Source organism: Rhizobium sp. Leaf262 (genome assembly GCF_001422245.1).
Classification (GTDB): Bacteria; Pseudomonadota; Alphaproteobacteria; order Rhizobiales; family Rhizobiaceae; genus Agrobacterium.
In genome coordinates, this window is the sequence record NZ_LMMM01000017.1 from 115,828 (window position 1) to 138,940 (window position 23,113).

General features: G+C 56.1%; 22 protein-coding genes and 5 pseudogenes. 13 read left to right on the top strand and 14 right to left on the bottom strand.

From position 1 onward, the window contains the following. Positions 1 to 11: 11 nt before the first annotated feature. From ASF29_RS16810 to ASF29_RS16835, 6 genes are all read right to left on the bottom strand, one after another. Positions 12 to 467 (bottom strand): SRPBCC family protein, encoded by a 456-nt coding sequence (locus ASF29_RS16810; RefSeq protein WP_062451816.1) that lies wholly within the window; start codon positions 465 to 467, stop codon positions 12 to 14. Between the two features lie 50 nt (positions 468 to 517). Next, on the bottom strand, positions 518 to 712 hold the full coding sequence (locus ASF29_RS16815) for a hypothetical protein (RefSeq protein ID WP_143238636.1): 195 nt from the start codon (positions 710 to 712) through the stop codon (positions 518 to 520). Positions 713 to 1,000: 288 nt separating this feature from the next. Further along, positions 1,001 to 1,420: a DUF983 domain-containing protein gene (locus ASF29_RS16820; protein WP_062451818.1), complete on the bottom strand. Its 420-nt coding sequence runs from the start codon at positions 1,418 to 1,420 to the stop codon at positions 1,001 to 1,003. 128 nt (positions 1,421 to 1,548) lie between these two features. Further along, entirely contained in the window at positions 1,549 to 2,130 is a 582-nt protein-coding gene (locus ASF29_RS16825; protein WP_062451819.1) for an NAD(P)H-dependent oxidoreductase, read from the bottom strand. A gap of 261 nt (positions 2,131 to 2,391) precedes the next feature. Continuing rightward, positions 2,392 to 3,024, bottom strand: a complete 633-nt coding sequence (locus ASF29_RS16830; protein WP_062451820.1) for a pyridoxamine 5'-phosphate oxidase family protein — start codon at positions 3,022 to 3,024, stop codon at positions 2,392 to 2,394. A gap of 358 nt (positions 3,025 to 3,382) precedes the next feature. After that, positions 3,383 to 4,369, bottom strand: a complete 987-nt coding sequence (locus ASF29_RS16835) for an alpha/beta hydrolase (protein WP_081308676.1) — start codon at positions 4,367 to 4,369, stop codon at positions 3,383 to 3,385. Between ASF29_RS16835 and ASF29_RS16840 the strand changes: the two genes are divergently transcribed. Further along, positions 4,368 to 4,802 (top strand): hypothetical protein, encoded by a 435-nt coding sequence (locus tag ASF29_RS16840; RefSeq protein WP_062451821.1) that lies wholly within the window; start codon positions 4,368 to 4,370, stop codon positions 4,800 to 4,802. The genes ASF29_RS16835 and ASF29_RS16840 overlap by 2 nt on opposite strands. A gap of 235 nt (positions 4,803 to 5,037) precedes the next feature. Here ASF29_RS16840 and ugpC read toward each other — a convergent pair whose 3' ends face one another. Next, on the bottom strand, positions 5,038 to 6,102 hold the full coding sequence (gene ugpC, locus ASF29_RS16845) for a sn-glycerol-3-phosphate ABC transporter ATP-binding protein UgpC (RefSeq protein WP_062451936.1): 1,065 nt from the start codon (positions 6,100 to 6,102) through the stop codon (positions 5,038 to 5,040). Between ugpC and ASF29_RS16850 the strand changes: the two are divergent. The 7 genes and pseudogenes from ASF29_RS16850 to ASF29_RS16880 form a co-directional block, all read left to right on the top strand. After that, positions 6,103 to 7,131: pseudogene (locus ASF29_RS16850) on the top strand (Tn3 family transposase); the annotation flags it as partial. A gap of 209 nt (positions 7,132 to 7,340) precedes the next feature. Beyond that, positions 7,341 to 8,111 (top strand): GntR family transcriptional regulator, encoded by a 771-nt coding sequence (locus ASF29_RS16855; protein ID WP_062451822.1) that lies wholly within the window; start codon positions 7,341 to 7,343, stop codon positions 8,109 to 8,111. After that, on the top strand, positions 8,108 to 8,944 hold the full coding sequence (gene kduI, locus ASF29_RS16860) for a 5-dehydro-4-deoxy-D-glucuronate isomerase (RefSeq protein ID WP_062451823.1): 837 nt from the start codon (positions 8,108 to 8,110) through the stop codon (positions 8,942 to 8,944). The genes ASF29_RS16855 and kduI overlap by 4 nt, the downstream gene beginning before the upstream one ends. Positions 8,945 to 9,073: 129 nt before the next feature. Further along, positions 9,074 to 9,757, top strand: a complete 684-nt coding sequence (locus ASF29_RS16865) for an amino acid ABC transporter permease (RefSeq protein ID WP_062451824.1) — start codon at positions 9,074 to 9,076, stop codon at positions 9,755 to 9,757. A 7-nt stretch (positions 9,758 to 9,764) separates the two neighbouring features. After that, positions 9,765 to 10,418 carry an amino acid ABC transporter permease gene (locus ASF29_RS16870; protein WP_062451825.1) on the top strand — a complete coding sequence of 218 codons (654 nt, stop codon included), beginning with the start codon at positions 9,765 to 9,767 and terminating at the stop codon, positions 10,416 to 10,418. Next, on the top strand, positions 10,402 to 11,130 hold the full coding sequence (locus ASF29_RS16875; RefSeq protein ID WP_062451826.1) for an amino acid ABC transporter ATP-binding protein: 729 nt from the start codon (positions 10,402 to 10,404) through the stop codon (positions 11,128 to 11,130). The genes ASF29_RS16870 and ASF29_RS16875 overlap by 17 nt, the downstream gene beginning before the upstream one ends. 59 nt (positions 11,131 to 11,189) lie before the next feature. Next, on the top strand, positions 11,190 to 11,987 hold the full coding sequence (locus tag ASF29_RS16880; protein ID WP_062451827.1) for a transporter substrate-binding domain-containing protein: 798 nt from the start codon (positions 11,190 to 11,192) through the stop codon (positions 11,985 to 11,987). A gap of 185 nt (positions 11,988 to 12,172) precedes the next feature. On the opposite strand, the gene ASF29_RS24465 is transcribed toward ASF29_RS16880, so the two are convergent. The 3 genes from ASF29_RS24465 to ASF29_RS16890 all read right to left on the bottom strand — a co-directional run bounded on the left by ASF29_RS24465 (position 12,173) and on the right by ASF29_RS16890 (position 15,095). Then, entirely contained in the window at positions 12,173 to 12,484 is a 312-nt protein-coding gene (locus ASF29_RS24465) for a hypothetical protein (protein ID WP_156462709.1), read from the bottom strand. A gap of 342 nt (positions 12,485 to 12,826) precedes the next feature. Next, a complete protein-coding gene (locus ASF29_RS16885; RefSeq protein ID WP_062451828.1) occupies positions 12,827 to 14,314 on the bottom strand; it encodes an alkaline phosphatase family protein in 1,488 nt (495 codons plus the stop codon). Then, positions 14,304 to 15,095, bottom strand: a complete 792-nt coding sequence (locus ASF29_RS16890) for a DeoR/GlpR family DNA-binding transcription regulator (protein WP_062451829.1) — start codon at positions 15,093 to 15,095, stop codon at positions 14,304 to 14,306. The genes ASF29_RS16885 and ASF29_RS16890 overlap by 11 nt, the downstream gene beginning before the upstream one ends. Positions 15,096 to 15,532: 437 nt before the next feature. Between ASF29_RS16890 and ASF29_RS16895 the strand changes: the two genes are divergently transcribed. The 3 genes from ASF29_RS16895 (at position 15,533) to ASF29_RS16905 (ending at position 18,271) form a co-directional block, all read left to right on the top strand. After that, positions 15,533 to 16,549, top strand: a complete 1,017-nt coding sequence (locus ASF29_RS16895) for an ABC transporter substrate-binding protein (RefSeq protein ID WP_244473580.1) — start codon at positions 15,533 to 15,535, stop codon at positions 16,547 to 16,549. A gap of 157 nt (positions 16,550 to 16,706) precedes the next feature. After that, positions 16,707 to 17,486 carry an ABC transporter permease subunit gene (locus tag ASF29_RS16900; protein WP_244473581.1) on the top strand — a complete coding sequence of 260 codons (780 nt, stop codon included), beginning with the start codon at positions 16,707 to 16,709 and terminating at the stop codon, positions 17,484 to 17,486. Next, positions 17,483 to 18,271 (top strand): ABC transporter permease subunit, encoded by a 789-nt coding sequence (locus tag ASF29_RS16905; protein WP_062451831.1) that lies wholly within the window; start codon positions 17,483 to 17,485, stop codon positions 18,269 to 18,271. The genes ASF29_RS16900 and ASF29_RS16905 overlap by 4 nt, the downstream gene beginning before the upstream one ends. A gap of 379 nt (positions 18,272 to 18,650) precedes the next feature. On the opposite strand, the pseudogene ASF29_RS16910 reads toward ASF29_RS16905, so the two are convergent. Then, positions 18,651 to 19,385: pseudogene (locus ASF29_RS16910) on the bottom strand (NADP-dependent oxidoreductase); the annotation flags it as partial. A gap of 147 nt (positions 19,386 to 19,532) precedes the next feature. Here ASF29_RS16910 and ASF29_RS16915 point away from each other — a divergent pair. After that, positions 19,533 to 19,820: pseudogene (locus ASF29_RS16915) on the top strand (DDE-type integrase/transposase/recombinase); the annotation flags it as partial. A gap of 109 nt (positions 19,821 to 19,929) precedes the next feature. Then, entirely contained in the window at positions 19,930 to 21,135 is a 1,206-nt protein-coding gene (locus ASF29_RS16920; RefSeq protein WP_162237911.1) for a diguanylate cyclase, read from the top strand. Between the two features lie 171 nt (positions 21,136 to 21,306). Here ASF29_RS16920 and ASF29_RS16925 read toward each other — a convergent pair. The 3 genes and pseudogenes from ASF29_RS16925 to ASF29_RS16935 all read right to left on the bottom strand — a co-directional run. Further along, positions 21,307 to 21,510 (bottom strand): annotated as a pseudogene (locus ASF29_RS16925) (aquaporin); the annotation flags it as partial. Further along, positions 21,510 to 22,520 (bottom strand): annotated as a pseudogene (locus ASF29_RS16930) (cytochrome ubiquinol oxidase subunit I); the annotation flags it as partial. The pseudogenes ASF29_RS16930 and ASF29_RS16925, both read right to left, overlap by 1 nt. A 209-nt stretch (positions 22,521 to 22,729) precedes the next feature. Continuing rightward, entirely contained in the window at positions 22,730 to 23,029 is a 300-nt protein-coding gene (locus ASF29_RS16935; RefSeq protein WP_062451834.1) for a hypothetical protein, read from the bottom strand. Between the last annotated feature and the right edge of the window lie 84 nt (positions 23,030 to 23,113).

The window sequence follows — 23,113 nt, forward strand, 5'->3', positions numbered from 1 at the left end:
CTGGTTCGACTTTAAAGCTCTCCATCACTCACAAGCTCTCGGACTTTCTTCAACGTCGACACGACGGCGGCGATGTAGTTGCCACGCATCTCGTTCACCTGAACGCGTTCTTCATCAGAACCTTCTACAGCTCCCGCAAACGGCACGCTGAAAGTGAAAGTCAGCCAAAGCCCCTTTTCGCTTTCGCTGATCGTATTTTGAATGAAGCCATCACTCCCGACCCTTTCGAATTGAACCTGAACGGGTGGGAAAAAGGTTATTCGTTCTTCATAATCGCCAGTCGGCAGACTGATCTGACGCAACAGGCCATTATCCGAACGACTGATGACGTCGCAACGTGACATCCCAGGCACAAACGGAAGTGCGTTGTTCGCCTTCATCTCGAGACCCGTCCAAATGTGCTCTGCCGTCAGCACAGGCTCAACGCCTTCAGGATTTACTTCAAGTGTATATGAAACGGTTTTCATTTAAGACTTTCCTTTCAAACCAAGTTTTCATGAGTGATCGCGAGGGTTCGTCAAAATGGGCGTGCTATCATTTGCTCATAATAGTCCCGCAAATAGCCAAACCTCTCGGCTCCAAGCTGGGAGATAGCATGCGCTTCATGCTTCTCCAGTTCAGAAGGTATCGCTCCGTCGAAGCCGCTCGGGGAGCGTCTGTTGGATGTCATGGCTTCTTCAAGCCAACGCGCAATAATGATGTCTTCGTACATTTTGCAGCCTCTCGCTTTGGTAGCCAACATAATGCGGCTCGCGAACGAGACTTTGAAGCCTTGCGCCGAAGAAGACATTGTTTCGCTTGATGAATGTAATGATTGCGAGTGTCAGGCTGCGTAAGCCGAGGGAGCCTGATCCTCTCGTACGTCTAGCCTGACCCTTGCCCACTGTGCGGCGGTCAGGAACGGAGCGCGACGCTCTGAGCTATGCATCATTGGATCCAACGATCTTACGTGCTCGCCGGAGTGTCCTCTCAAGCTGCGCTGCATCTAAAAAAATAACTATCAGCGGTCGACCGTCGCTTTGTCTTTCGAGTCGGACTGTCCTTGGGTGCCGCGGTCAATTCTTCCTTCCTCAGCTTTGAAAAAATACTGGCTGTTCACCAGCCAACCTTTCAAGGGCCTGAGTGGTAAGATAGATGCTAGCATAACGAGTGGTAGAGACGTGAAAAGGTGGACCCACAAAGGCGGCTGGTAGGCGACTTCTAACCAACACGCTATGCCGACAGCTGGCACGCTGGTAAAACAGATCGCAAAAAAAGCTGGGCCGTCCGCCGGGTCGGCAAACGTGTAGTCCAGGCCGCAAACCTCACAACTGGGTTTCAGAGTGAGGAAACCTTGGAACAAGTGGCCTCGTCCACAGCGGGGACATAGCCCCTTTATGCCAGTTTGATAAGGTGATAGTGGCGGCCAATCAGTGGTCATTGAGGTTCCTCCAAATTTCCATGGTAGTGGGATGCGGCCAGAGCGCTGGAGGCGCAACGCTTCGCTCCGCTCCCAGCCTTAGTTAAGCAATCCGAGACTTGCTATTTTTTTGACGCGTCGGTCTGCATCTAGGCAGAGTGAGAGGTCTGCGCAGACACCCTGGCAGCCTTAAGGGCGCGTCCCCACCAGGTAAGCTGATCGAGGAGATTTTGTGCGGCCTCACCCAAATGAGGGTAATCACCTAGGGTTTTGCCGTCTTTCACCACCGATAAGTATTCGGGGAAGGATATGTGAACACCAGTCTTGACAGAGACAGCACTCATCTCAACGAAGATCAACCGGAGTTGCTCAACGGCGCGAGCTCCGCCAACGCCGCCGTAACCGACGAAAGCAACGGGCTTATGGATGAACTCTCCAAGGTCAATTGCATTCTTAAGCACAGCCGTCGGCGCATGGTTATATTCTGCTACGGTGAAAATGAAGCCGTCAAACTCGCGGAGTGTCCTCTTCCATCGCTCCGCAGTCTCACTTTCTACCGTTGTCGCTCGCTCTTCACCGAAAAAATGCATGGGAAAGTCCAACAGATCGAGGATCTCGACCTTCAAATCGGGGCGTCGATCCGCAATTTCGTGAACCCATCTCGCGGGGTGGTCCGCAAACCGACCCATCCGGGTACTTCCAACAATGACGGCAATTTTCAATTCACTCATGGCTCGTTCCTTAGATTGTTGAGGGTCAGTCGCGCTACGCGGAGCAAATCAAGTCGATATGTTTCGCGGGTGCTCCTTAGTAGCGCATGAGGCTGGGATCAGCAGGCTCTGTATAGAACGCGCGGAGGCGATCTAGAACGAGAGCAGATTTCTAATTCTCGACAAGCAGAAATTCACCATCAGACGCTTCGTAGCCAACTGACTTGATAACGCATCGATGATGCCTGGCGAGCAGCCGGCGGCAGGCCGCTGCGATGATAGTTACTTTGATGGACCAGTATGTGCCTCGAGCAGCGCGATTTTTCCCTCGAGTTCTGATATTTTTCGTTCCTTTTCCGACAGCAGCTGTTTGACGACGCTCTCGTCTATCATTCGGGGGATATGTTGCGGACAGTTCGCATCCCATGCCGTCACCGTGAAAACGATCGCCTGCTCTACGCGGGCATCGTAATCTGCAGGCTTGAGACGAGCCTCGAGATCCGGGTCGTTTTCAATTACTTTCGCTTCACCCCAAATCTTGACACGCTGGCGGTAGGTGTAGTCCATCAAAAACAAAAAAGCCTTTGGATTGTCGACAAGATTTCCTTGGGTAATGTACTGACGGTTGCCTGAGAAATCGGCGAAGCCAATCGTTCTGTTGTTTAGAACCTTGAGAAAGCCAGGCGGACCACCCCGATGCTGGACGTACGGCTGATCGTCAGAGTTAACGGTCGCTAGATAGACGGTCGTTCTGCTTTCGATGAAAGCTGCTAGATCGTCCGTTATCTCGGTCTGCCAAGAACCGCCGGTTTCCATCCGCTCGTAACCGCGCCGTGACCCTTTCCTGACTTGAATGTCTTTAACGGCCGGCGTAAAGGCGACATCGCTCGCGTATTGAATATCTCTTTCTGTCATAAGCTACGCCTTTATTCGCGCGAAAAGCGCGTGATCGGGATCGAGATTAAAATCAAGTAACCGCGGCGACCATCGCTGTTTTGTGCAATACTCTCTTTCGGAAATCTGAGGTCACACGAGCCAGAGCCGATTGGCTAAGTGTTCCGAGATGCGCCGGCTTGTGTTGTAGTTGCGGCGATTTTATACGGATCAGAGCAGTCGTGAGGTCACATAGATCGAAGTGCTTCATAAGCAAAATCCCGACAGGGACGTATCATCGCTGGAAGGTAGCGATTTCATCAGGCATTGTCTTAATGCGGGTCCTGGGGGGGGCGAAATCTCAAATGCGCGCCGCTTGTTGAACCGGCCTCGGCTAGATTCATCGGGGAAGCCTAGCCATATATGCTCGGGTGAAGCTCGCCACTTCGTCCAGCTTCGTGTCCATCGCAAAATGACCCGCATCCAAAATATGAATGTCTGCTTCCGGCAAATCCTTTTTGAAGGCATCGGCGCCAGCGACCGTAAATGCTGGATCATACTTTCCCCACATGACAAGAGTTGATGGTGTGTGCGCTCGCAACCAGCTTTGCCAAATCGGGTACGCCGCGATGTTGTTCTGGTAGTCGAAAATCAGGTCGGACTGGATTTGTTCCTGCCCGGGTCTGTTGAGATATGCGTGTTCGTCCATCCACAGATCCGGATTATAGGCCTCGATGTTGGGATCTGTACCAAGGTGGCGCGCCCGCGTTACAGCGAGCGACTGCTGTTGTTTGACGACCTCAGCTTGAAAGTCGTCGCGGTTGTTCCAGAATGCCTTTCTCTTCTCCCACATGGGGCCGAGTCCCTCTTCGTAGACGTTGCCATTTTGAAAGATTGTCCCCATCACAGATTGGGGCCGCGCCATAGCAACGCGCATTCCGACCGGAGCACCATAATCCTGCATGAAGAGCACATATCGATCGAGCTTAAGAGTGTCGGTCAGCTTGATGATTGTTTTAGCCAGGTGATCGAACGTGTACGTATAATCTTGCGGTGAAGGGGCGTCGCTGTTGCCGAACCCTGGATAGTCAGGAGCGACGAGATGATATTCGTTCCCGAGCCTTTTCATCAAATCTTCGTACATCCGCGATGAGCTTGGCACGCCGTGTAGCAGAAGGATTGCCGGTTTATCGTGGGAGCCTATTTCCCGGTAGGCGATCTTCGACCCGTCAATCTCGATCGTACGATAGGTCATCTCGGGTGCGGGGGCGCTGACATCGGCAGCGTTAGCGACCGGGGTCGCGAGAATCACTGCCAAGGTGATTGCGCTCGTCAATGATGCGAGTTTTTGAGGCGTTTGAGCTGCTTTAAACGGCTCGTTGTTCATGGTTCGGATCCTCACCAAATTTGTTGTCGAGGTGATAATCATCCATCTTCGTGGAAGCGAGAACCGCCTCATTTCACAATGGATTGTTTCTTCCAATGAAATAGTGGCTTTGCGCCGAAAGGCCTTCTTGCCTCGGTATAAAGGCATTCTTAGACTTTTTACTCGCGGCAACGGGCAAATGCTAAAAATGAATATCCGGCCCGTGGATCGTTCGCTGCATCCTGTATGCCCTGATCGGGAATGGAATGATCGTTATGACGAGGCAGACTCTCATTGTCTCCCGCAAGGAGGAGATGCGCGAGTGTTTGGCAAAGCGGTGCCCGCGCCGCGCATCGTGGAGACTCCCGTTCGACGCCTGCCTGAACCGAAGGTAGCTACTCTAGTACATTTACTTGAAGCGGACGTTTTAAATGTGGGCGATGTGGTTCCCTGAACGATGCTCTTTGCCGTGAAACGAAAGGCAAGGTTCCAAAAGAGCTTGCACCGTAGGGAGGCCAAGCCCGGTCGAACGACTCGTGACCGCTCCTTCGCCGAGGAGCACTCATCTCTTTTCGCCGCAGATGGCTAACCGCGTTTGTCTGAGCACACAGTCTTGTTTGTTGTCGACTCAACAGTTGGCCACTCCAGAAATCCGAACGATGCGTTTGGCTAACGTTCAATTGCAAAGCTTAGGGAAAAAGACGTTGCCGCCGGTCACCCGCATCGAATAAATGTACCGCGCCCTGACCAAGAGATATCCTTTGGAAAGAGCCGACCTCGAACCATGGCCGCTCGCGCAGAACCGCCGAGACCAGTTGGCTGCCGAGCTTCAGTTCGAGAAAGGTTTCCGAACCGGTCGGCTCGATATTCTCGACGGTAGCTTCGAGTGACCCTTCCGGGCCGAGGGCGATTTCTTCAGGGCGCTTGCCGATGAGCAGCTTCTGGCCTTCTCTCGCCCCTCCCGGTGCGGTGAGACCGGAGGCCTGACCGCCCTCCAGCACGAGCTGGCCGGCGGATACGGTCGCCGGAAACAGGTTCATCGCGGGCGAGCCGATGAACTGGGCGACGAAGGCGTTGAACGGCCGGTCGTAAAGCTCGAGCGGAGTGCCGATCTGCTCGATGCGGCCTGCCTGCATGACGACGATGCGGTCCGCCATGGTCATCGCCTCGACCTGGTCATGCGTCACATATACCATCGTCGTTCCCAAGCGCCGGTGCAGGCTCTTGATCTCGCCGCGCATCTGGACACGCAATTTTGCGTCGAGATTGGAGAGCGGTTCGTCGAAGAGGAACACCTGCGGATTGCGGACGATCGAGCGACCCATGGCGACGCGCTGTCGTTGGCCACCGGAGAGCGCCTTCGGCTTGCCTTGCAGCAGGCTTTCCAGACCGAGGATCTCGGCGGCCTCGCGCACCTTCTTTTCCTTCTCGGCCTTGCTGGCGCCAGCGAGCGTCATCGAGAAGGCCATGTTTTCCTCGACGGTCATATGCGGATAGAGCGCATAGTTCTGGAAGACCATGGAGATGTCCCGGCTCTTCGGCGGCAGTGTGTTGACCACCTTTCCGCCGATCGAGATCGTACCGCCGGAAATGTCCTCCAGCCCGGCGATCATCCGCAGCAGGGTGGACTTGCCGCAGCCCGACGGCCCGACCAGAACGACGAATTCGCCGTCGCCGATCGCCGCGTCGATGCCATGGATAACCTCGGCACTGCCGAAACGCTTTGCAACCTTGTCGATTGTGACGCTTGCCATGAACAACTGGTTGCGACCGGCGTTCAGCTCAGCAATACGCTTGCAGATGAGCCTCTGGCCTATGTTGGACAGGGATATCACCGCTTCCGCCGCTATGCGCCGCGCATGTTGCGGTGCCTGAAACTCAAGGCGGCGTCTGTGGCTCAGCCCTTGGTGGTGGCAGCGAAAGCCATCGGCGAAATGCGAGCGTCCCCATCGACAGCCGAAACTTTCCTGCGGCCGAATTCGAAATGGCACCGGCATCTTCGAGCCCCAAACCAGGGCGACAACCGTCTTTGGGAAGTGGCGGTCCTGTTTCACCTGCGGGATGCTTTCCGATCCGGTGACATCTGGCTCGATCATTCGCGCCGATATGGCGATCTCAAGCAGGTCCTGGTGCCATTGACCACAGCACAGACGAACACCAGACTCGCCGTTCCCCTCGATCCGCAGCTTTGGCTGACAGATCGCAAGGCTCGGCTCGCCGATGGTCTGAAGAGGCTGGCACGCGCAGCGCGTGACGGAACAATCCCTCGTGGCAGCATTGAGGACGGAACCTTGCGGATCGACCGGCTGACGGCTGATGTTCCGGACAGTGCCGAGGAATTGATACTTGACCTCTATCGCCGGATGCCGCCAGTTCGGATCACCGACATCTTGCTCGAAGTCGATGCTGCGGTCGGTTTTTCCGAGGCTTTCACCCATCTGCGAACCGGGGTTCCGTGCAGCGACCAGATCGGTCTGCTCAACGTCCTGCTCGCGGAAGGGCTGAATCTGGGACTACGCAAGATGGCGGAAGCCACGAACACGCATGATTACTGGCAGCTCTCGCGCCTTGCCCGGTGGCATGTCGAAAGCGAGGGAATGGACCAGGCGCTGGCGATGGTGGTGGCTGCGCAGGCAAAGCTGCCTATGTCCCGGTTCTGGGGCATGGGGACGACCGCATCGAGCGATGGCCAGTTCTTCCCTTCAGCCCGGCAGGGCGAGGCCATGAACATGGTCAACGCCAAATATGGAAATGAACCCGGTCTCACATATATTACTGACCGGCGAATATCTCTGGCCCAACGCCGCAACAGCTTAGACCAGATGAGCCCCCAACCGGAACCGACCCCTGGAAGGCTACTTTCATGATCGTTGGTTCGATCGGCTTGCGCTCACTTGGATATTAATATACTACTTCCTGTGAGCCAACGGGAGGGGCTAAGGGTGAAGTATAACTTAGGCCACATGATCGCTGACATGCGCAGGATGACGCGATGAGCGAAGCCCGCAAGAAGCGCTCGATCGCCGGTGTCACTTACCCCGCCTATGAGCGCGCAGCCGCCCCACGCGCTGCAACTCTGATTTACGACACGCTACGCAACGACATCATTTCACTGCGTCTCAAGCCGATGGACCTTCTCAATGAGAAAGAACTGCAGGCACAGTTCGGCGTCAGTCGCACACCAATCCGCGAGGCGATCCTGCGCCTTTCCGACGATGGGCTCGTTGACGTCTTTCCGCAAGCAGGGACCTTTGTTTCACGAATTCCACGCAGGGCACTTTATGAGGCGATCCTAGTGCGCAAGGCACTGGAGGATACGATCGTCTCTATCGCCACCGAGAAGATAACGCCGGCCGGCATTCGCTCACTGGAGCGCAATCTAGATGATCTCAGAGCCTGCGTGCGTGACGGTAATTTCGACTCCTTCCACGTTGTTGACAACGATTTTCATAAGCTGATCAGTGATATCGCCGGCTTCCCTGGTATGTGGGCGATCATCCAGCAGGTGAAGGTTCATTCCGATCGCTACCGCCTGCTGACACTGCCGCAGGAAGGGCGTCTTGCGCGCGTCATCGAGGAGCATTCGGGAGTAATCGACTGTATGAAGGCCGGCGACAAGGCCGGTGCAGCCGCCGCCATGGGCTTTCACCTCGGCAAGTTGCTCGGCGAAGTCGAGAAGGCCGTGTTCTGGGATCCGAACTATTACATCGAGGATGCAAATTCTCCGCTGGCATCCAAAAAAGAGAAGGAGAAAAATCAATGACGATTGATGTCCGTCATGCGTCCCATCCAGAGGCCGTTCGCGACTACGACACTCAAACGCTACGCCGCCATTTTCTAGTTGAGACGATTTTCTCAGGCGGCGAGATTCGGCTCACCTATTCGCATTATGACCGAATGGTCATTGGTGGCGTGACGCCGCTCGGCGAAAGCCTGACGCTTGGCGCACCGAACCAAATCGGTCAGGAGACCTTCCTGGCGGAGCGGGAACTAGGCGCGCTGAACGTCGGTGGCGCAGGCCGAATCATTGTCGATGGCAAGAGCCATGCGCTGGCGAAATATGCTTGCCTCTATGTTGGAAAGGGTGCCAAGGATGTCCTCTTCGAGAGTGACAACGCTGGCACCCCGGCAAAATTCTACCTTGTCTCTGCGCCGGCGCATCAGGCGCATCCGACGGTTCTCCTGACCCGCGACAACGCCCGCCATCTGGTCACAGGCGAGGCGGCGACCGCCAACAAGCGCTCGATCTACCAGTTCATTCACCCGGGAGTCTGCCAGTCCTGCCAGCTGACCATGGGCTTCACCATGATCGAGCAGGGTAGCGTCTGGAACACAATGCCATCGCACACCCATGACCGGCGCATGGAAGCATATCTCTATTTCGACCTGGAAGCCGATCAGCGCATCTTTCACTTCATGGGCGAGCCGCAGCAGACCCGCCACATGCTGATCGCCAACGAGCAGGCAGTCCTCTCTCCGTCCTGGTCTATCCACTCGGGTGTCGGCACCAAGAATTACAGCTTCATCTGGGCGATGGCCGGTGACAACAAGAGCTTCACCGACATGGACCACATCGCCATCGCGGATCTGAGGTAAGACGGGCTGCCCTGTTCCTAACACGGGAAGCATCGAACGACGTTCACGGTACCGTCATCCCCGTCGATGACGTCTGGCTCACATAATAAAACATTGGCACCGGAAAAACCCGGAGCGCAGGGAGGAATTATGAATTATCAGTTCGATTTCGGGGCACTGTTGCCCTACTGGCAGGACTTTCTATCCGGTGCTCTGACGACAATCGAGATCACGGTGTTTACGGTTATCATCGGCATGGCGATCGGTGTAGCCTGCGCTATTGGCCGCCGTTCGAACTCAGCCATCCTGCGAAGCATTGTCAGCATCTATATCGAGACGGTTCGCAACACGCCGTTCATCGTCCAGATATTCTTCATCTTCTTCGGCCTGTCGTCGATCGGTTTCCGGTTGCCAATCATCGCGGCCTCAGTATTCGCGATGGTCATCAATGTCGGGGCCTATACCGCCGAGATCGTTCGCGCCGGCATGGATTCTATCCATCCTAGCCAAATCGAGGCCGCAGAAGCGCTAGGTCTTTCGAAGCTCCAAATCTACCGCGACATCATCCTTCTGCCGGCGATCGAGCGCGTCTATCCCGCACTCTCGAGCCAGTTCATTCTGATGATGCTGTCAACCTCGATCTGCTCGCAGATCTCGGCTGAGGAGTTGACGGGCATTGCTAACAACATCCAGTCGAACACCTTCCGCTCGCTGGAAACCTATTTCGTCGTGGCGCTTCTCTACATCGCGATCACCTATCTGATGCGTGCTGCCTTTTTCGGGCTTGGCCTCATCGCATTCCCGCGCCGCCGCCGGCTCGGGCTCGGCGTGTGAGGTGATGATGCTCGGCGCTTTCTCGACCAATCACCTTTTCTACCTGCTCGACGGCCTGCTCTGGACGGTCGTGCTCTCCGCGCTCGCCTTCATTCTTGGCGGCCTTGCCGGCTTTTTCGTCATGCTGGCCCGGATATCGCGCTTCCGCTGGCTACGGCGCACGGCGCTCATCTATATTCAGATCGTCCAAGGCACACCGCTGCTGATCCAGATGTTCCTGCTATATTTTGGGCTTGGCGTGTTCGGCGTCTCGGTGCCGCCGCTGGTCGCCGCCGGTCTCGGAATGATGGTCTATTCGAGCTCCTATCTCGGCGAGATCTGGCGCGGCTCGGTGGAATCCATCGCCAAGACCCAATTTGAAGCTGCCGAATGCCTTGGGCTCTCGCGATGGCAGGCACTGCGGGACGTCATCCTGCCACAGGCGCTGAAAATCGCCACGCCACCGACAGTCGGTTTCCTTGTGCAGCTCGTCAAGAACACCTCCCTCGCATCCGTCGTCGGCTTCTTGGAGCTGACGCGTGCAGCGCAGGTCATCAACAACTCCATGTTTCAGCCGTTTCTGGTCTTCGGCATTGCAGCGCTTTTCTACTTCTGCGTCTGTTTTCCGCTGTCGGTCTGGAGCCGTTCGCTCGAGAGGAAACTCAATGCCGGCCGTCGTTAAACTCACCAATGTCGTCAAGCGCTTCGGTGTCCTGGAGGTGCTGAAAGGCGTCTCGTTCGAGATCAACACCGGCGAAGTGGTTGCGCTGATCGGCCAGTCCGGTTCTGGCAAGAGCACGGCCCTTCGCTGCATCAACCGGTTGGAGACGATCCAGGACGGAACGATAGAGGTCTGCGGCCATCACGTACAAGATCCGGAGCTAGATTTGAGGGAGCTGCGCCGCGACATCGGCATGGTGTTCCAGAGCTACAATCTCTTCCCGCACATGACGGTTGCCGAAAACATTATGTTGGCACCGCGTCGTGTCAAGTCGATGCATAAGGACGAGGCGTTCCAGATCGCGAGGGAGGTTCTCGCCAAAGTTGGCTTGTCGGAGAAGATCGATAATTATCCCGAGCAGCTTTCGGGTGGCCAACAGCAGCGCGTGGCGATCGCCCGCTCGCTCGCCATGCAGCCGAAGGTGATGCTGTTCGATGAAGTGACCTCGGCGCTTGATCCGAAGCTAACGGGCGAGGTGCTGCGCGTTATGGAAGATCTTGCGCGGGGTGGCATGACGATGATCGTCGTCACTCACGAGATGGGCTTTGCCAAGCGGGCAGCCAACCGCGTCATCTACATGCATACCGGAAAAGTTTGGGAGACGGGAGGGGCTGATATCCTCTCAAATCCGCAGACGCCGGAATTAAAGGAATTCATGGCCGAAGAGCTCTGAATCCATGGAGGAGTGCCTGCGCCAAGCGCGGGATTAGGTAAACGAGAGAGGAGTCTCATATGCCGACAAGAATAATTTCGAAACTGGCACTTATCGCTGGAGCTGGCCTGCTGGCCTTTGCATCCGCCGCCAATGCCGACGTGCTTGATAATATCAAGAAGGCGGGCAAGGTGCGAATCGCAGTGGCGATGGGCACCCCCGAATATTCCTTCGTTGATGAAAACCTGAAGCCGACAGGCTCTGACGTCGAAACCGCCAAGCTGATAGCCAAAGATCTGGGCGTCGAGCTCGAACTGGTGGAAATCACAAATGCTGCGCGCGTTCCCTCGGTACAGACGGGCAAGGCTGACATGGTGGTTTCTTCGCTCGGCATCACAGAGGAACGCAAGAAGGCGATCGATTATTCGGTCCCTTACGCGACGCTCGCTCTCGTCGTTGCTGGCCCGGCCGACGTCGCGATCAAGGATTATGCAGATCTCGACGGTAAGCGCGTCGGTGTGACCCGCGCGACGACCAACGACCAGGACATCACGGCAAAGGCAAAGGGTGCCGATGTCGTCCGCTTCGAGGACGACGCGACACTGATCACTTCTGTCGTCTCCGGCCAAGTCAATATCTTGTCCAGCCAGTCGGCGGTCATCAACGGGATCAACAAGAAGATGACGAGTAATCTTTTGCAGGTGAAGTTCACTCAGAAGGAAACCAATCTTGGCATCGGGATTCCGAAGGGTGAAACCGCGCTGAAAGGCTGGCTCGACGGATGGGTCAAAACCAATTTCGACAATAAGGTGTTGCGCGACATCTATCGCAACTACCACAATGCCGAGTTGCCCGACGATCTGACATCGCGCCAGTGATGAAGTGAAGCGCTGGGGTCGAAGGGCCTCAGCGACTTTCGGGGGTGATAAACTATCTGCATACTCGACACCGTCCGTAATGCCGGTGAGCAAGATAGCGAAGGAGCCTGCGACTATTCACGTCCATTGATTGTAAGATGCCTCCACATGTGGAAGGACCAGGATACCATACGGAACTAAGCTGGTTAGGCGCACAGAACTAGATTCGGACGGAAACTTGGACCACCCAGGAGGTAGTTCATGTATTCGCGCTCGGACGCTGGCGCAAAGGTGTTGCGGTGTTTCATGGATGGGGCAGCACTCATGACCGAGCGGCTCATTCCGCCAGCTGTATAACGTCGGGTGGCATAGACGTAGCCGATCGGATACTTCGTGGGCAATTCCTCTCCACCGCAAAGAGCAAGGACCGCGACTTGCTTCAACCAATCGGATAGTCCGGACGGCAGGATCGACCGACCATTGAAGTCCTCGTTTCCGGTAAAGATTCTCGAACCCATGCATTTAAAGTCCAACGACCTGGCTAAGCCAGCGTCTTATCGTCGTTGAGATATAGCGGTGATAAGTGCGGCAGCGCTCAAGCGCCGCCTGTTTCTGGGGCTCTTAAAACCTCGGTGCGCGAGCCATCCAACCAATGCGCAGACCTCCTGGTGGTCCAAGTTTTCGTCCGAGTCCCTTCTTTGCTCTATCGGATTAGTCCTCGACGGAAATCGAGATGCAAGGCTCTCCTCTGACTTTTTGAGGGTGGTAAAATGCAGATCAAGATTGTTACTTATCGCTCCAGCTCGTGCATCCCTTTGGCAAAGGCTGCGTTCCTACCACTACGAGCAGTAAAAACAGCATTAAGTGCCACGAGCAATCCGGCCTTCGCTCATGTAGAGGTGCCCCATGACCCTCATCCCAGATAAGGCTGTCACCTTCCGCGTCCCGATGGACCGGAACTCTTCAGACACCGGCTCGATCTTGACCGGCGCATCCATTGTCAATTCCCGCAACACGCGGCCTGTCATTGTCCGCGGCTGTGGAATACCGAGCAGCGACAGGATGGTTGGCGCGATGTCGGTGATGGCACTTGGCGTCGTGGAAACCCTTCCTCGTCCCAGTCCTGCCCCGTATCCGGCCAGAACTGCAGACAGTTCGCCCCGATGTAGACCGCCGTGGGTGCCGCCGCCCGGGCGCAGATTATAGTCTCCAGCATCGTAATACACCGAACCCATATCGCCGGCCACGTCATCGTCCACCGTATTCCCGAGATGGACGAACAGATCGGGAGCACGGGCACCGCCGGCACCGAGTAGCTCCAAAGCCAAGCTTCCCTCGACACGACCGTGGTTGCTCGCAGGCGCTCCCGCGCAGCTGAAGGCTCCACCGAACCATTCCTGCTCCGTCATGAAGCTCGCCACCTCTTGCAACAAGATGGGATCGTCTTTCCTCAGCCAGATGCCGGCGGCACGCCCTGGTCGCACCAGCATGTCGGTCGCCGGGTCTGCGAATGAAGCAGCCGCCTTGAACCCGGCTGCACATAAAGAATCCGCGACGGAAACCAGACCGCCGATCGTGACGTGACCATGGTCGGAGACCACCAAAAGCGCAATGCTGTCGCGTTCGGGCTGCGCCTCGCGCCAAGCCATAAGTGCGCCGACGACTTCATCGCAATGCTGCATCTTCTCGCGCAGCTGATCGGATCCCAGTCCGTAGAGATGCGCCGCGCTATCCACTTCAGTGCACCACAGGATGTTGACTGCCGGTTTGCTGTAAGGCCATACTTCCTGCTCGAAGACCTTCAGAGCAGCCTTCGGGCCATCTGCGGACACGCCCCCTGCTGGAATCTTCAGCGAGCGGTGGACACGCGCTGCAAACGCATGCGGATGGGCCGTCTGAGGATGGCGGACATTAAACCCGACTTGATCGCGCTTGGCACCTCTCCAGTTCAGGGCGGGCAAGACGCCGGGCCCGCTCGACGCGATGACCGCGAAGGGTCTGCCAACGCGGCGGAGCGTTTCCGACAGTGAAATCGCTTCAACCAGCTTTCCTTCAAGCCGCTCATCGGCCGCGTACCAATCATGCGTCGTCTCGGTGAATATTTGCTCAGGGAACCCGTCACGTACATAGAACTGATTTCCGGCGATCCCGTTGATCTCAGCGGCAGAGCCTGTTGCTAGGGCGGTTAGCGCACCGCGAGTCTCGCTCGGAAACACCGTCTTATGATGGGTGCTCCACGTGCCGGCCCGCGCCAAGTCGACAAGGTTGGGCATCGTTATGTCATCGACCAGATCTGGTCGCAGTCCGTCGATCCCCATGACCACGACGTGGCGTACCTCATTGGGCATTGTTGTAATCCTTAACGGTTGCGGGATAGATCACCCGAACGCCAGCCTCGTTGAAGGCTTCGTCGAAAACCGGCGGGGGTGGCTCATCGGTGACGATCGTCCCGATTTCGGAAAGTGGTGCCGAGATATAGGAGCCGGGCGCTCCGAACTTGCTGTGGTCCGCGACGACAATACGGCGGTGGCTGCGCTGGAAGAGCAAGCGCTTCATGTACTGCAGGTATTTTCCCGACTCAACCAAACCATGCACTGGATGGATGCCATATGCGGCGATGATCACGGTATCGAAAACACATTCAGAAATCGCGTCCAGCACCTGTTGGCCAGTAAGCGCCCCGTCGGCGTAGTCGTATTCTCCGCCCGTCAGCGTGACACGATGTTGCACACCGCCATGCAAGGCCTCCGCGATAGCAGGCATGTTGGTCATAACCGACATCGGACTGCCCTCGTCCAGGGCTTTGGCGACGGATAGGGTCGTACTGCCGTGCGTCATGAAGATCCACCCGTCTCGTCCGACCAGCTTTGCCGCCAATTCCCCGATTGAGGCCTTTTGGCTACTCAGGCTGTTGACGCGCATCGAGATAGGCGCGGCCCGCGCCGTCGGTATTGCGCCACCATGGACGCGGGTGAGAAGCCCGTTCTTTTCCAAGCTCGCGAGATCACGGCGAATGGTCTCCATGGAGACCGAGTACCGCTCGGCCATCGCAGCGATACTGACACCATCTTCTGCTTCCAGAAGGTCTGCAATGGCTTTAATGCGACTTGCTGCCGGTATTCTCGCCACGGGCCCTCCCATTCCCAAACAATCCGAGTGTAAGTATCGCTGGGTGTTCATAGTGTGATGTTTTGTGGATTAATCGAGACTAAGCTGCCTGTCAATCCACTACGGCAGCATCGACTTTAAACATGTGTCGCACCGCTGAAATCAATAGGATTTTTGATGCGGGACGCTGTATCCAGCAAAAGCTAATGGGTTGGTTCAGCGATTGTTCCGACCGGGCAATGACTAGCACGATGTCGGAATATCAATTAAAACCAAATTTAGCCTCGTAATGTCACATTTCCGTTAACAGCCATGCCTATACCGATTTGCGATCGACGCCTTGCTGGTGGAGTAACGCGCCGCGTTTCAAGAAAGGAATTTAAATGAACTGGAAGAGACTGGCATATTGTGGAGTAGCGTCCCTGATCGGGCTGCCCTCCATCGCACAACCGGCAGGCATGGATGAACTCGTCGCGGCGGCAAAGGCCGAAGGTCAGCTTACCGTGATCGCCGTTTCCCATGATTGGTGCGGCTACGGCGCACTGATCCAGGGCTTCAAGGACAAGTACGGCCTCACCGTGAACGAACTCAATCCGAACGCTGGTTCAGGTGAAGAGTTGGCAACGATCAAGGCCAACATGGACAATAAAGGTCCGCAGGCCCCAGATGTCATCGACATTGGCCTCGTCTTTGGCCCCACCGCAAAACAGGATAACCTCCTGCAACCTTACAAAGTGCAGACCTGGGACGAAATTCCAGACGTTGTCAAAGACCCTGACGGCTATTGGTACGGCGACTACTATGGAGTGCTGGCCTTCATCATCAACAAGGACATCGTTACAAAATCTCCTGGCGACTGGTCCGATCTTCTCGATCCCGCCTATCGGAAAAGCGTATCGATCCCCGCCGATCCCCGCACGGCCAACAATGCGATCCTGAGCATCTACGCTGCCGGTCTGGCAACCGGTGCCCAGCCCGGGGCGGAAGCCGCTAGAGCCGGTCTGGCGTTCTATCGTAAGTTGAAGGACGCTGGCAATCTTGTTGCCGGCTTTGGGACGGCGTCGTCGATCGCCAAAGGCGAAACTCCGATCACGACGCGATGGGACTTCAACGGCATCACCTATAACCAGAACTTTAAGGGTAACCCGCCCCTCGACACAATCGTGCCGAAAGGCGTAACAGTCGCCGGCGTCTATGCGCAAGCCATCAGCAAATATGCGCCGCACCCGAACGCCGCCAAACTCTGGATGGAGTATTTGTATTCTGACGAGGGGCAAAGCGGCTTCCTCAAGGGTCTATGCCACCCGATCCGCTTTGACGCGATGCGCGAATCGGGCAAAATCACCGATGAGATGATGGCGAAGCTGCCACAAACTGGATCAAACTTGGTCTTCCCGGAGCTGGGGCATCTTGTGGAGGCAAGCGACGTGATCGCTAAGGAATGGACCGCGACCGTTGGTGCAGGAAGCAAGTAACTTGGACCAGACGTCGAATAAGATCACCTCCGGTGCGGGACACTCCCGCTCCGGAAAGCCGTCAGAGCGACGACGAATACCACGTATACCCCGTCCAGATTGGCCAGCGCTGGTCGGCACGCTGCCTTTCTTGGTGTTTGCGGCGGTTATGATTATCATGCCGACTGTAGCATTGCTCGCCAATGCATTTGTCGATCGGCAGGGCCGTATCACGCTGGCCAACTTCGCAGACCTCGCGACCTCCGAAATCGCAAACGCTTTCCTGACTTCGATCGAAATTTCGGCGGCGACAGCTGTGCTCGGGGCGCTCCTTGGCCTGAGCCTCGCCTTGATCGTGGGCCGCGGTATCGGCAACCGGAAGGCTAGAACGATCATCATGACTTTTTGCGGCGTTGCGTCGAATTTCTCGGGGGTTCCGCTGGCCTTCGCGTTTATCGCCACCTTTGGCAGACTGGGTTTGGTGACTGTAGTACTGAGACAGGTATTTGGCATCAACCTCTACGCGTCCGGCTTTGACCTTGCCAGCTTTTCTGGATTGGTGCTCACTTACCTGTTTTTTCAAGTCCCCATTGCCCTCACCATCATGATGCCCGCCGTCGACAGGCTCCCTCGGGAGTGCAGGGAAGCGGCCGAGATGCTCGGTGCCACAGCCTGGCAGTATTGGCTGCACATCGGCCTGCCGGTGCTGTGGCCGACGCTGCTCGGAACGCTTGCTCTTCTGTTCGCCAACGCCTTTGGTGCCATTGCGACCGCGTACGCATTGACGGGCTACGCGGTGAACATTGTTCCGATCCTGCTCTACGCGCAAATTCGCGGCGACGTGCTGCACAACGAACAGCTGGGGGCCGCCCTCGCGCTGTGCATGGTCTTGGTGGTTGCACTTGCTATCACGGCCTATCTTGTCTTGCGCGCACGTGCGGAAAGGTGGATGCGATGAAGACCGTCCTACGTCTTCTACTTTGGGCGGCGATCGCTGTAGCCGGAATCTATTTCCTGCTGCCGCTGATCAGCACTGCTGAATTCTCGTTAAGCATCCGGCGAGACGGCTACTCGCTGGACGCCTACCGCTCCGTCTTTTCCGATCCAGAATTCTTCGCGACTTTGGGGTACTCGGCAGTAATCGCCATATGCACCATCATCTTCGGTGTCGTCCTGGTCGTTCCCATGGCCTACTTCGTCCGTTTACGATTGCCTTGGTTGAAGCCGGTGATTGAGCTCGTCGTGATGCTCCCACTGGTCGTACCGCCGATCGTACTTGTCTTCGGCTACCTGAGGCTCTTCTCGTCGTCGTCGGTCCTGCCGTTGACGAGTACGGAAATGGGTTCAAATGTACTTCTCGTTTGCGGTTACATGACCCTGTCGCTGCCCTACTTCTATCGCGCGGTCGATAGCGGGCTGCAAGCGATCGATGCGCGGACGCTGACGGATGCAGCCACGATCTTGGGGGCCAGTCCGATCACCGTGATCCGGCTGGTCATCCTGCCCAACATCCTTGTTTCGGTGCTGTCGGGAGCGTTCCTGACCTTTGCCGTCGTCATCAGCGAATTCGTGATGGCGAGCCTCCTTACACGCCCGGCCTTCGGGACATACATCCAGAAAGTCGGTGTCGCACAAGCCTATGAGCCTGCCGCACTCGTCATTCTGTCGTTCGCCATCACATGGGGCGCGATGGGCATGATCCAGTTACTAGCACGCTTTGCACCTCAGAGGCATGGACGATAAAAAGAAGAGGATCGATCATGCTATCACCAAGCTTTTTCGCTACGAACCGTGGTGGTAGGTAAACCAGATATCAAGCAATTATTCGGTTTCTGACGCGGTATCGGCAGCATTCAGATGAGCGGTGAGCGCCTGCTGGTCTGCCCATCGTTCTGATATGAGCCGCCGTCCAGCAGCTAGATGCTCTATCTCCGCATCATAGGCAAAGTTTCCGGCACGCTTTCGTGTGGAGACCGCAAGCTTCTTCAGATTGGCATAAATTGCGGTACGTCAGTTGGATCAACGTGCACGTATCCGACAATCAACAGCATGAAGCGTTCCTTCCAAATTTAGCAGCCCATGACTGCCGACTGATTTAACTTTGGCGATCGTTATCGATGTCTCACACGACCGACAGCACGACTTTGCCTTGGATGCTCCCTCGGGAGGCGCGTTGGTGTGCGGCGGACGCTTTCGCCAATGGATAGACGCTGTCGATAACGACGCGGATGGTGCTGTCTTAAGGAGGTGGCCGGCCTTAGCCAGTTGCGCGCCGCTCGCGCGTTCCTGTATCGACGATACTGTTATCCCGCGTTCAGATGCCTCGCCGCGACCTGAGAAACCGAGCGGATTGACAAGAAAGAGCGCTCCGCCAAGGCTTAATAACGCTTAAAAAGCGCTCGATGTGCGGACCGCCGACGGCATCGGTCACAAGATCCACATCCCTTGCCGCCGCCTCAACAGAAGTCGTAGTGTAGTGAAGGAATTGCTCCGCGCTCAAGTTGCGCAGAAGCGCCTCGTGCTTGCTGGAGGCGACAGCAATCACATGCGCTCCTCTCCACCTTGCCGCCTGAACCGCCAGATGCCCAACGCCGCCTCCGGCTCCGTTGACCAAAACTGTTTTACCACTGAGTGAAATTGGCTCGCGATCAAACGATTGAAAAGGGCTTGGTGCGCGATGGCCCAGCTCGACCAAAAACTGCCACGCCGTCAGTAACGACATAGACGCGCCAGCGGCCTGGACGTGATCGATCCTCGGAGGCTTTATGGCCAATTCTGATGCAGCCACGCGGACATATTCTGCGTGGGCATCGCTACCTTTCATCAGTTCTTGACGGAACCGCACTATAGCGTAGACCGTTTGTTTACGTATCAGTTTAGTCCATTTTTCCGTTTCGCAGTTATCCACTTGCGTGGAAAAAAGTATTATTGCGCAACTCACTACACCGGATGCGGTGGCTGACGCGAATTGGAAAAACGGTTTAAAACCAGCTGGAAATCAACAACCCGCTGGAATGAAGAGGTCATTCGTCTCGCCTTCATCATCGACGTCTTCGACCACGAGATCATCGCTTGGACGGCAGTCGCCAATGCACGCATCTCCGGCTCTGACGTGTGCGACATGATGCTGGAGGCAGTCGAAGATCGCTTCTGCACAACTCGAGCCCGGCAAGCCACCGAGCATCTCTCTGACGATGGCTCGGCTTATACCGCGAAGGACTCGAGAATATTTATCCAGGAACTCAATTTCACACCCTACTTCATGTCCGTAGCACGCCCCCAGTCGAACGGCAATCGGTAGCAAAAAAAGGTGACACTTCGCTCAAATACATCTTAAAATGTTCATGCCGTTTTTATTTAGTGCGGATAGCCATTGCGATGATTTGCGAAAGGGAAGCCGCGTGCCAGATTTCTTTACGCTCTACCTCGTTGTCCTGCTTCTCAATCTTTCGCACTGCCTGATCTGGGGCTTGATCGCCTATAGATACAGGGATCTGCGAGCTGCACGATTTTGGCTGGCTGGTAGCGGTGCATGCGTCGTCGGCGGAATTGCCCTTTCTGTTCAGGGGGAGAACGGCCTCTTGCTCAACACGGTAGCAGGCAACGGCTTCATCATCCTTGGCTTTTATCTGAACTGGTGTGGCGCACGTAGCCTGCACGGCGACAAGGTGGAATGGACCCATGTCTCATACCTTCTCGGTGGCAGCATTCTTGTGATGTTGGCGACGTTTCACCCCTGGTACGGCCGTAATCCGGTTTACACATTGGCTCAGTCACTCCCGCTCGCGTTGACGGCACTTTACCTAATGCGGCCCTGTCGACGGGACTTGGGCGCGGTTATTGCCAGCACAGCCATGGTCGTAGGCGGATTGTCGCATTGGATCATCGCCGGCGGCAACATGCTCATCGTCACCGGCTTGAGACCTGACCTCCAGCTTTATCAGGCCGCATCGATCGATCTTCTGGTGTTCTTATTTGCCGCGATCATCTGGAATTTCGGGTTTCTCATTTGCACTGTTGACCGGTTGCAAACGGAAATCGAGCAGTTGGCAAATGAGGATGAGCTGACAGGGATCGCCAATCGCCGGATGTTCATGAACCGCCTGACCGAGATTTGTAAGAAACGGGAGGGCGTCAATTTCAGCATGCTACTCTTCGACCTCGATCGGTTCAAGGCGATTAACGACAAGCATGGCCACGCGGCAGGGGACGCGGCACTAAAGTACGCGGCCGCTGTTATCAAGAAACAGTTGCGGCCAGGCGATGTGTTCGCCCGGCTCGGCGGAGATGAGTTCGGCCTGCTTCTGCCCACGACAACAGTAGCGGAGGCGACCGCTATCGCCAAGCGCATCGTGAGCGCAGTCAAAGCCACGACTTTTTCGTGGGGAAGCCTTGAGTTGGGCCTCACAGTGAGCATCGGGATTGCCTCGTCGAAAGGGAGCATGATTAGCCCGGAGACCCTTATGGAGAGCGCAGACTGTGCGCTCTACGAGACGAAACGGCGAGGCCGGGATGGGTACAGCCTCTTTGCCGCACCTCTCGAACCCGCCAGCAATATCGTCCGCCTTGGCGACTTTTCATCTACCGGTTCCGCCGCCAGGACCTAGGGGATGCCGACTGGTCTATTTGACGGCAAATACGGTTTGAACCCTGCCCCCTGGAGCAAGAGAACAGCCTCTCACCGAATTGGAGGAGGGGCGGCACAGCGGTCGGGCCCTACCTGTCCAGTTGACGGTCTATACGACAGCAGAGACGCACCGAAGAGGCAATTTCAGCAGTCACTCGGCTGGCGCAGAACCAACGATTTGGCCGCTGGGTTCTGAGCTCAGCCAGCGGTAGGTTACGCCACCAACAATACCGCCAGCGATCGGCTCTATCCAGAACAGCCGCAATTGCTGCTGAGCCCATCGTCCGGCAAATATCGCAACGGCAGTGCTTCGAGCGGGATTGACCGACGTGTTGGTCGCGTCGATGCTGATCAAAGGCCAACAAGCAGCATCAGCACGCCAAGCCCGACCATGACGCGGAAGGTGATGAACGGGATCAGCGCCCTGGGGCGGTCGTCTTTATTCCACTCTTTGAGACCCTTGATTTCGCCATCCAGCGTATGGGTCAGGATCAGTGATCCCAGCCTCGGTATTTCGACTGCGTATTTCGTTTCCTCCGCCTCATCGTCCGGAATACCGAAGAGAATGAGCGGCGCGTCACGATGCGTTTCGTAATGCCCCTCCATCGCTGCGATCTTGGCTGGCTGATGCTCCAGCGTGTTGATGCCGTGCAAATCGCCAACGAAAATCTGGATTGGCGTGACGAATGCTGCCATCCACATCGCCATGGAAAACATGACCCGCGCCTGCCGATTGCTCTTGTCTCACAACAGGTGATAGGCACCGACAGCACCAACGCCAAAAGCCGTTGTCAAGAATGCGGCCAGCACGGTGTGAACGAGGCGATAGGGAAACGACGGATTGAAGATGATCTCCCACCAGTCCGCAGGCAGAAACTGCCCGTTTTCACCAATGGTGAAACCCTGCGGTGTCTGCATCCAGCTGTTGGCCGACAATATCCAAGTGGCGAAAATGAGCGTGCCAACAGCCACCATGGCAACGGCAAACATATGCAGGCTATCGCCCACGCGTTTGCGCCCGAACAGGGCAATGCCCAGAAATCCAGCCTCAAGGAAAAACGCGGTCAGAACCTCATAGCCCATGAGCGGGCCAATCACCGGCCCGACCTTGTCGGAAAACACAGCCCAGTTCGTACCGAACTGGTAACTCATCACGATACCCATGCCGAAGGTGATGGCAAAGATCGGTTTCCAGTATTCGAAGAGCTTGAGATAGATCGTATCACGCTTCCACAGCCACAAAGCAATAAGAACAGCAAGATAGCTGGCGGTGCCGATTGAGAAGGCTGGGAAGATAAAGTGGAAGGATACCGTAAACGCAAACTGTATGCGCGCCAGAAGCTCCGCACTGAAACCATCAAACAATTTGACCTCCATCAAGGCACGAGATTGCTTGTCGTTCTATTCGTGCTTGTGCTGGACGGCTGCGTGCCAAATTACCGCGTGCCAAAACATTACACGCGGCATTGTGACGCTTTCACATCTCCTCCCACCTGGCACAGATTAAAGCACACGGCCCGCAGCTCAATGGATAGCAGCGGGCCGTGGCGTTGAAGGTCTGGGAGAATGGACCTTCAGAGATTGGCGAGCAGGTCGTTGGTTCGCGATTCTATATCGGCAAGCGCCGCGTCGACGTCCTTTTGGCCGATCATAGCGGCGTACATTTCCTCGCCGACATTGTTTTGGATCGCGAACTGGCGCTGCACCGTCGGAGGCAGCGGCGTACCCAGCGTTGCGATAGCCGGCACCGTGTCGCGATGCGGCAGGGCCTTAAACGCTGCACTTTCCAAAACGGCTTTCGACGGCAGATGGCCGGTGAAAGAGCTTAAGTACGATCGCTTTTTTCGCGGCAACGTGAAAATTTTTAGAGCCATCCCTTTACGGCCATCAAAAGTTCTTCTGACCCCATTGTGATAGCGCTCATGCTACTAAACGGCGTGCCGAACGCGTCATGCCTT

Coding starts and splice junctions, on each gene's coding strand:
- ASF29_RS16865 (WP_062451824.1), top strand. CDS start 9,074: ATGAATTATCAGTTCGATTTCGGGGCACTGTTGCCCTACTGGCAGGAC.
- ASF29_RS16875 (WP_062451826.1), top strand. CDS start 10,402: ATGCCGGCCGTCGTTAAACTCACCAATGTCGTCAAGCGCTTCGGTGTC.
- kduI (WP_062451823.1), top strand. CDS start 8,108: ATGACGATTGATGTCCGTCATGCGTCCCATCCAGAGGCCGTTCGCGAC.
- ASF29_RS16830 (WP_062451820.1), bottom strand. CDS start 3,024: ATGACAGAAAGAGATATTCAATACGCGAGCGATGTCGCCTTTACGCCG.
- ugpC (WP_062451936.1), bottom strand. CDS start 6,102: ATGGCAAGCGTCACAATCGACAAGGTTGCAAAGCGTTTCGGCAGTGCC.
- ASF29_RS16895 (WP_244473580.1), top strand. CDS start 15,533: ATGGATGAACTCGTCGCGGCGGCAAAGGCCGAAGGTCAGCTTACCGTG.
- ASF29_RS16935 (WP_062451834.1), bottom strand. CDS start 23,029: ATGGCTCTAAAAATTTTCACGTTGCCGCGAAAAAAGCGATCGTACTTA.
- ASF29_RS16810 (WP_062451816.1), bottom strand. CDS start 467: ATGAAAACCGTTTCATATACACTTGAAGTAAATCCTGAAGGCGTTGAG.
- ASF29_RS16820 (WP_062451818.1), bottom strand. CDS start 1,420: ATGACCACTGATTGGCCGCCACTATCACCTTATCAAACTGGCATAAAG.
- ASF29_RS16905 (WP_062451831.1), top strand. CDS start 17,483: ATGAAGACCGTCCTACGTCTTCTACTTTGGGCGGCGATCGCTGTAGCC.
- ASF29_RS16835 (WP_081308676.1), bottom strand. CDS start 4,369: ATGAACAACGAGCCGTTTAAAGCAGCTCAAACGCCTCAAAAACTCGCA.
- ASF29_RS16840 (WP_062451821.1), top strand. CDS start 4,368: ATGGTTCGGATCCTCACCAAATTTGTTGTCGAGGTGATAATCATCCAT.
- ASF29_RS16825 (WP_062451819.1), bottom strand. CDS start 2,130: ATGAGTGAATTGAAAATTGCCGTCATTGTTGGAAGTACCCGGATGGGT.
- ASF29_RS16880 (WP_062451827.1), top strand. CDS start 11,190: ATGCCGACAAGAATAATTTCGAAACTGGCACTTATCGCTGGAGCTGGC.
- ASF29_RS16900 (WP_244473581.1), top strand. CDS start 16,707: ATGCCGACTGTAGCATTGCTCGCCAATGCATTTGTCGATCGGCAGGGC.
- ASF29_RS16870 (WP_062451825.1), top strand. CDS start 9,765: ATGCTCGGCGCTTTCTCGACCAATCACCTTTTCTACCTGCTCGACGGC.
- ASF29_RS16815 (WP_143238636.1), bottom strand. CDS start 712: ATGTACGAAGACATCATTATTGCGCGTTGGCTTGAAGAAGCCATGACA.
- ASF29_RS16885 (WP_062451828.1), bottom strand. CDS start 14,314: ATGCCCAATGAGGTACGCCACGTCGTGGTCATGGGGATCGACGGACTG.
- ASF29_RS24465 (WP_156462709.1), bottom strand. CDS start 12,484: ATGGGTTCGAGAATCTTTACCGGAAACGAGGACTTCAATGGTCGGTCG.
- ASF29_RS16855 (WP_062451822.1), top strand. CDS start 7,341: ATGAGCGAAGCCCGCAAGAAGCGCTCGATCGCCGGTGTCACTTACCCC.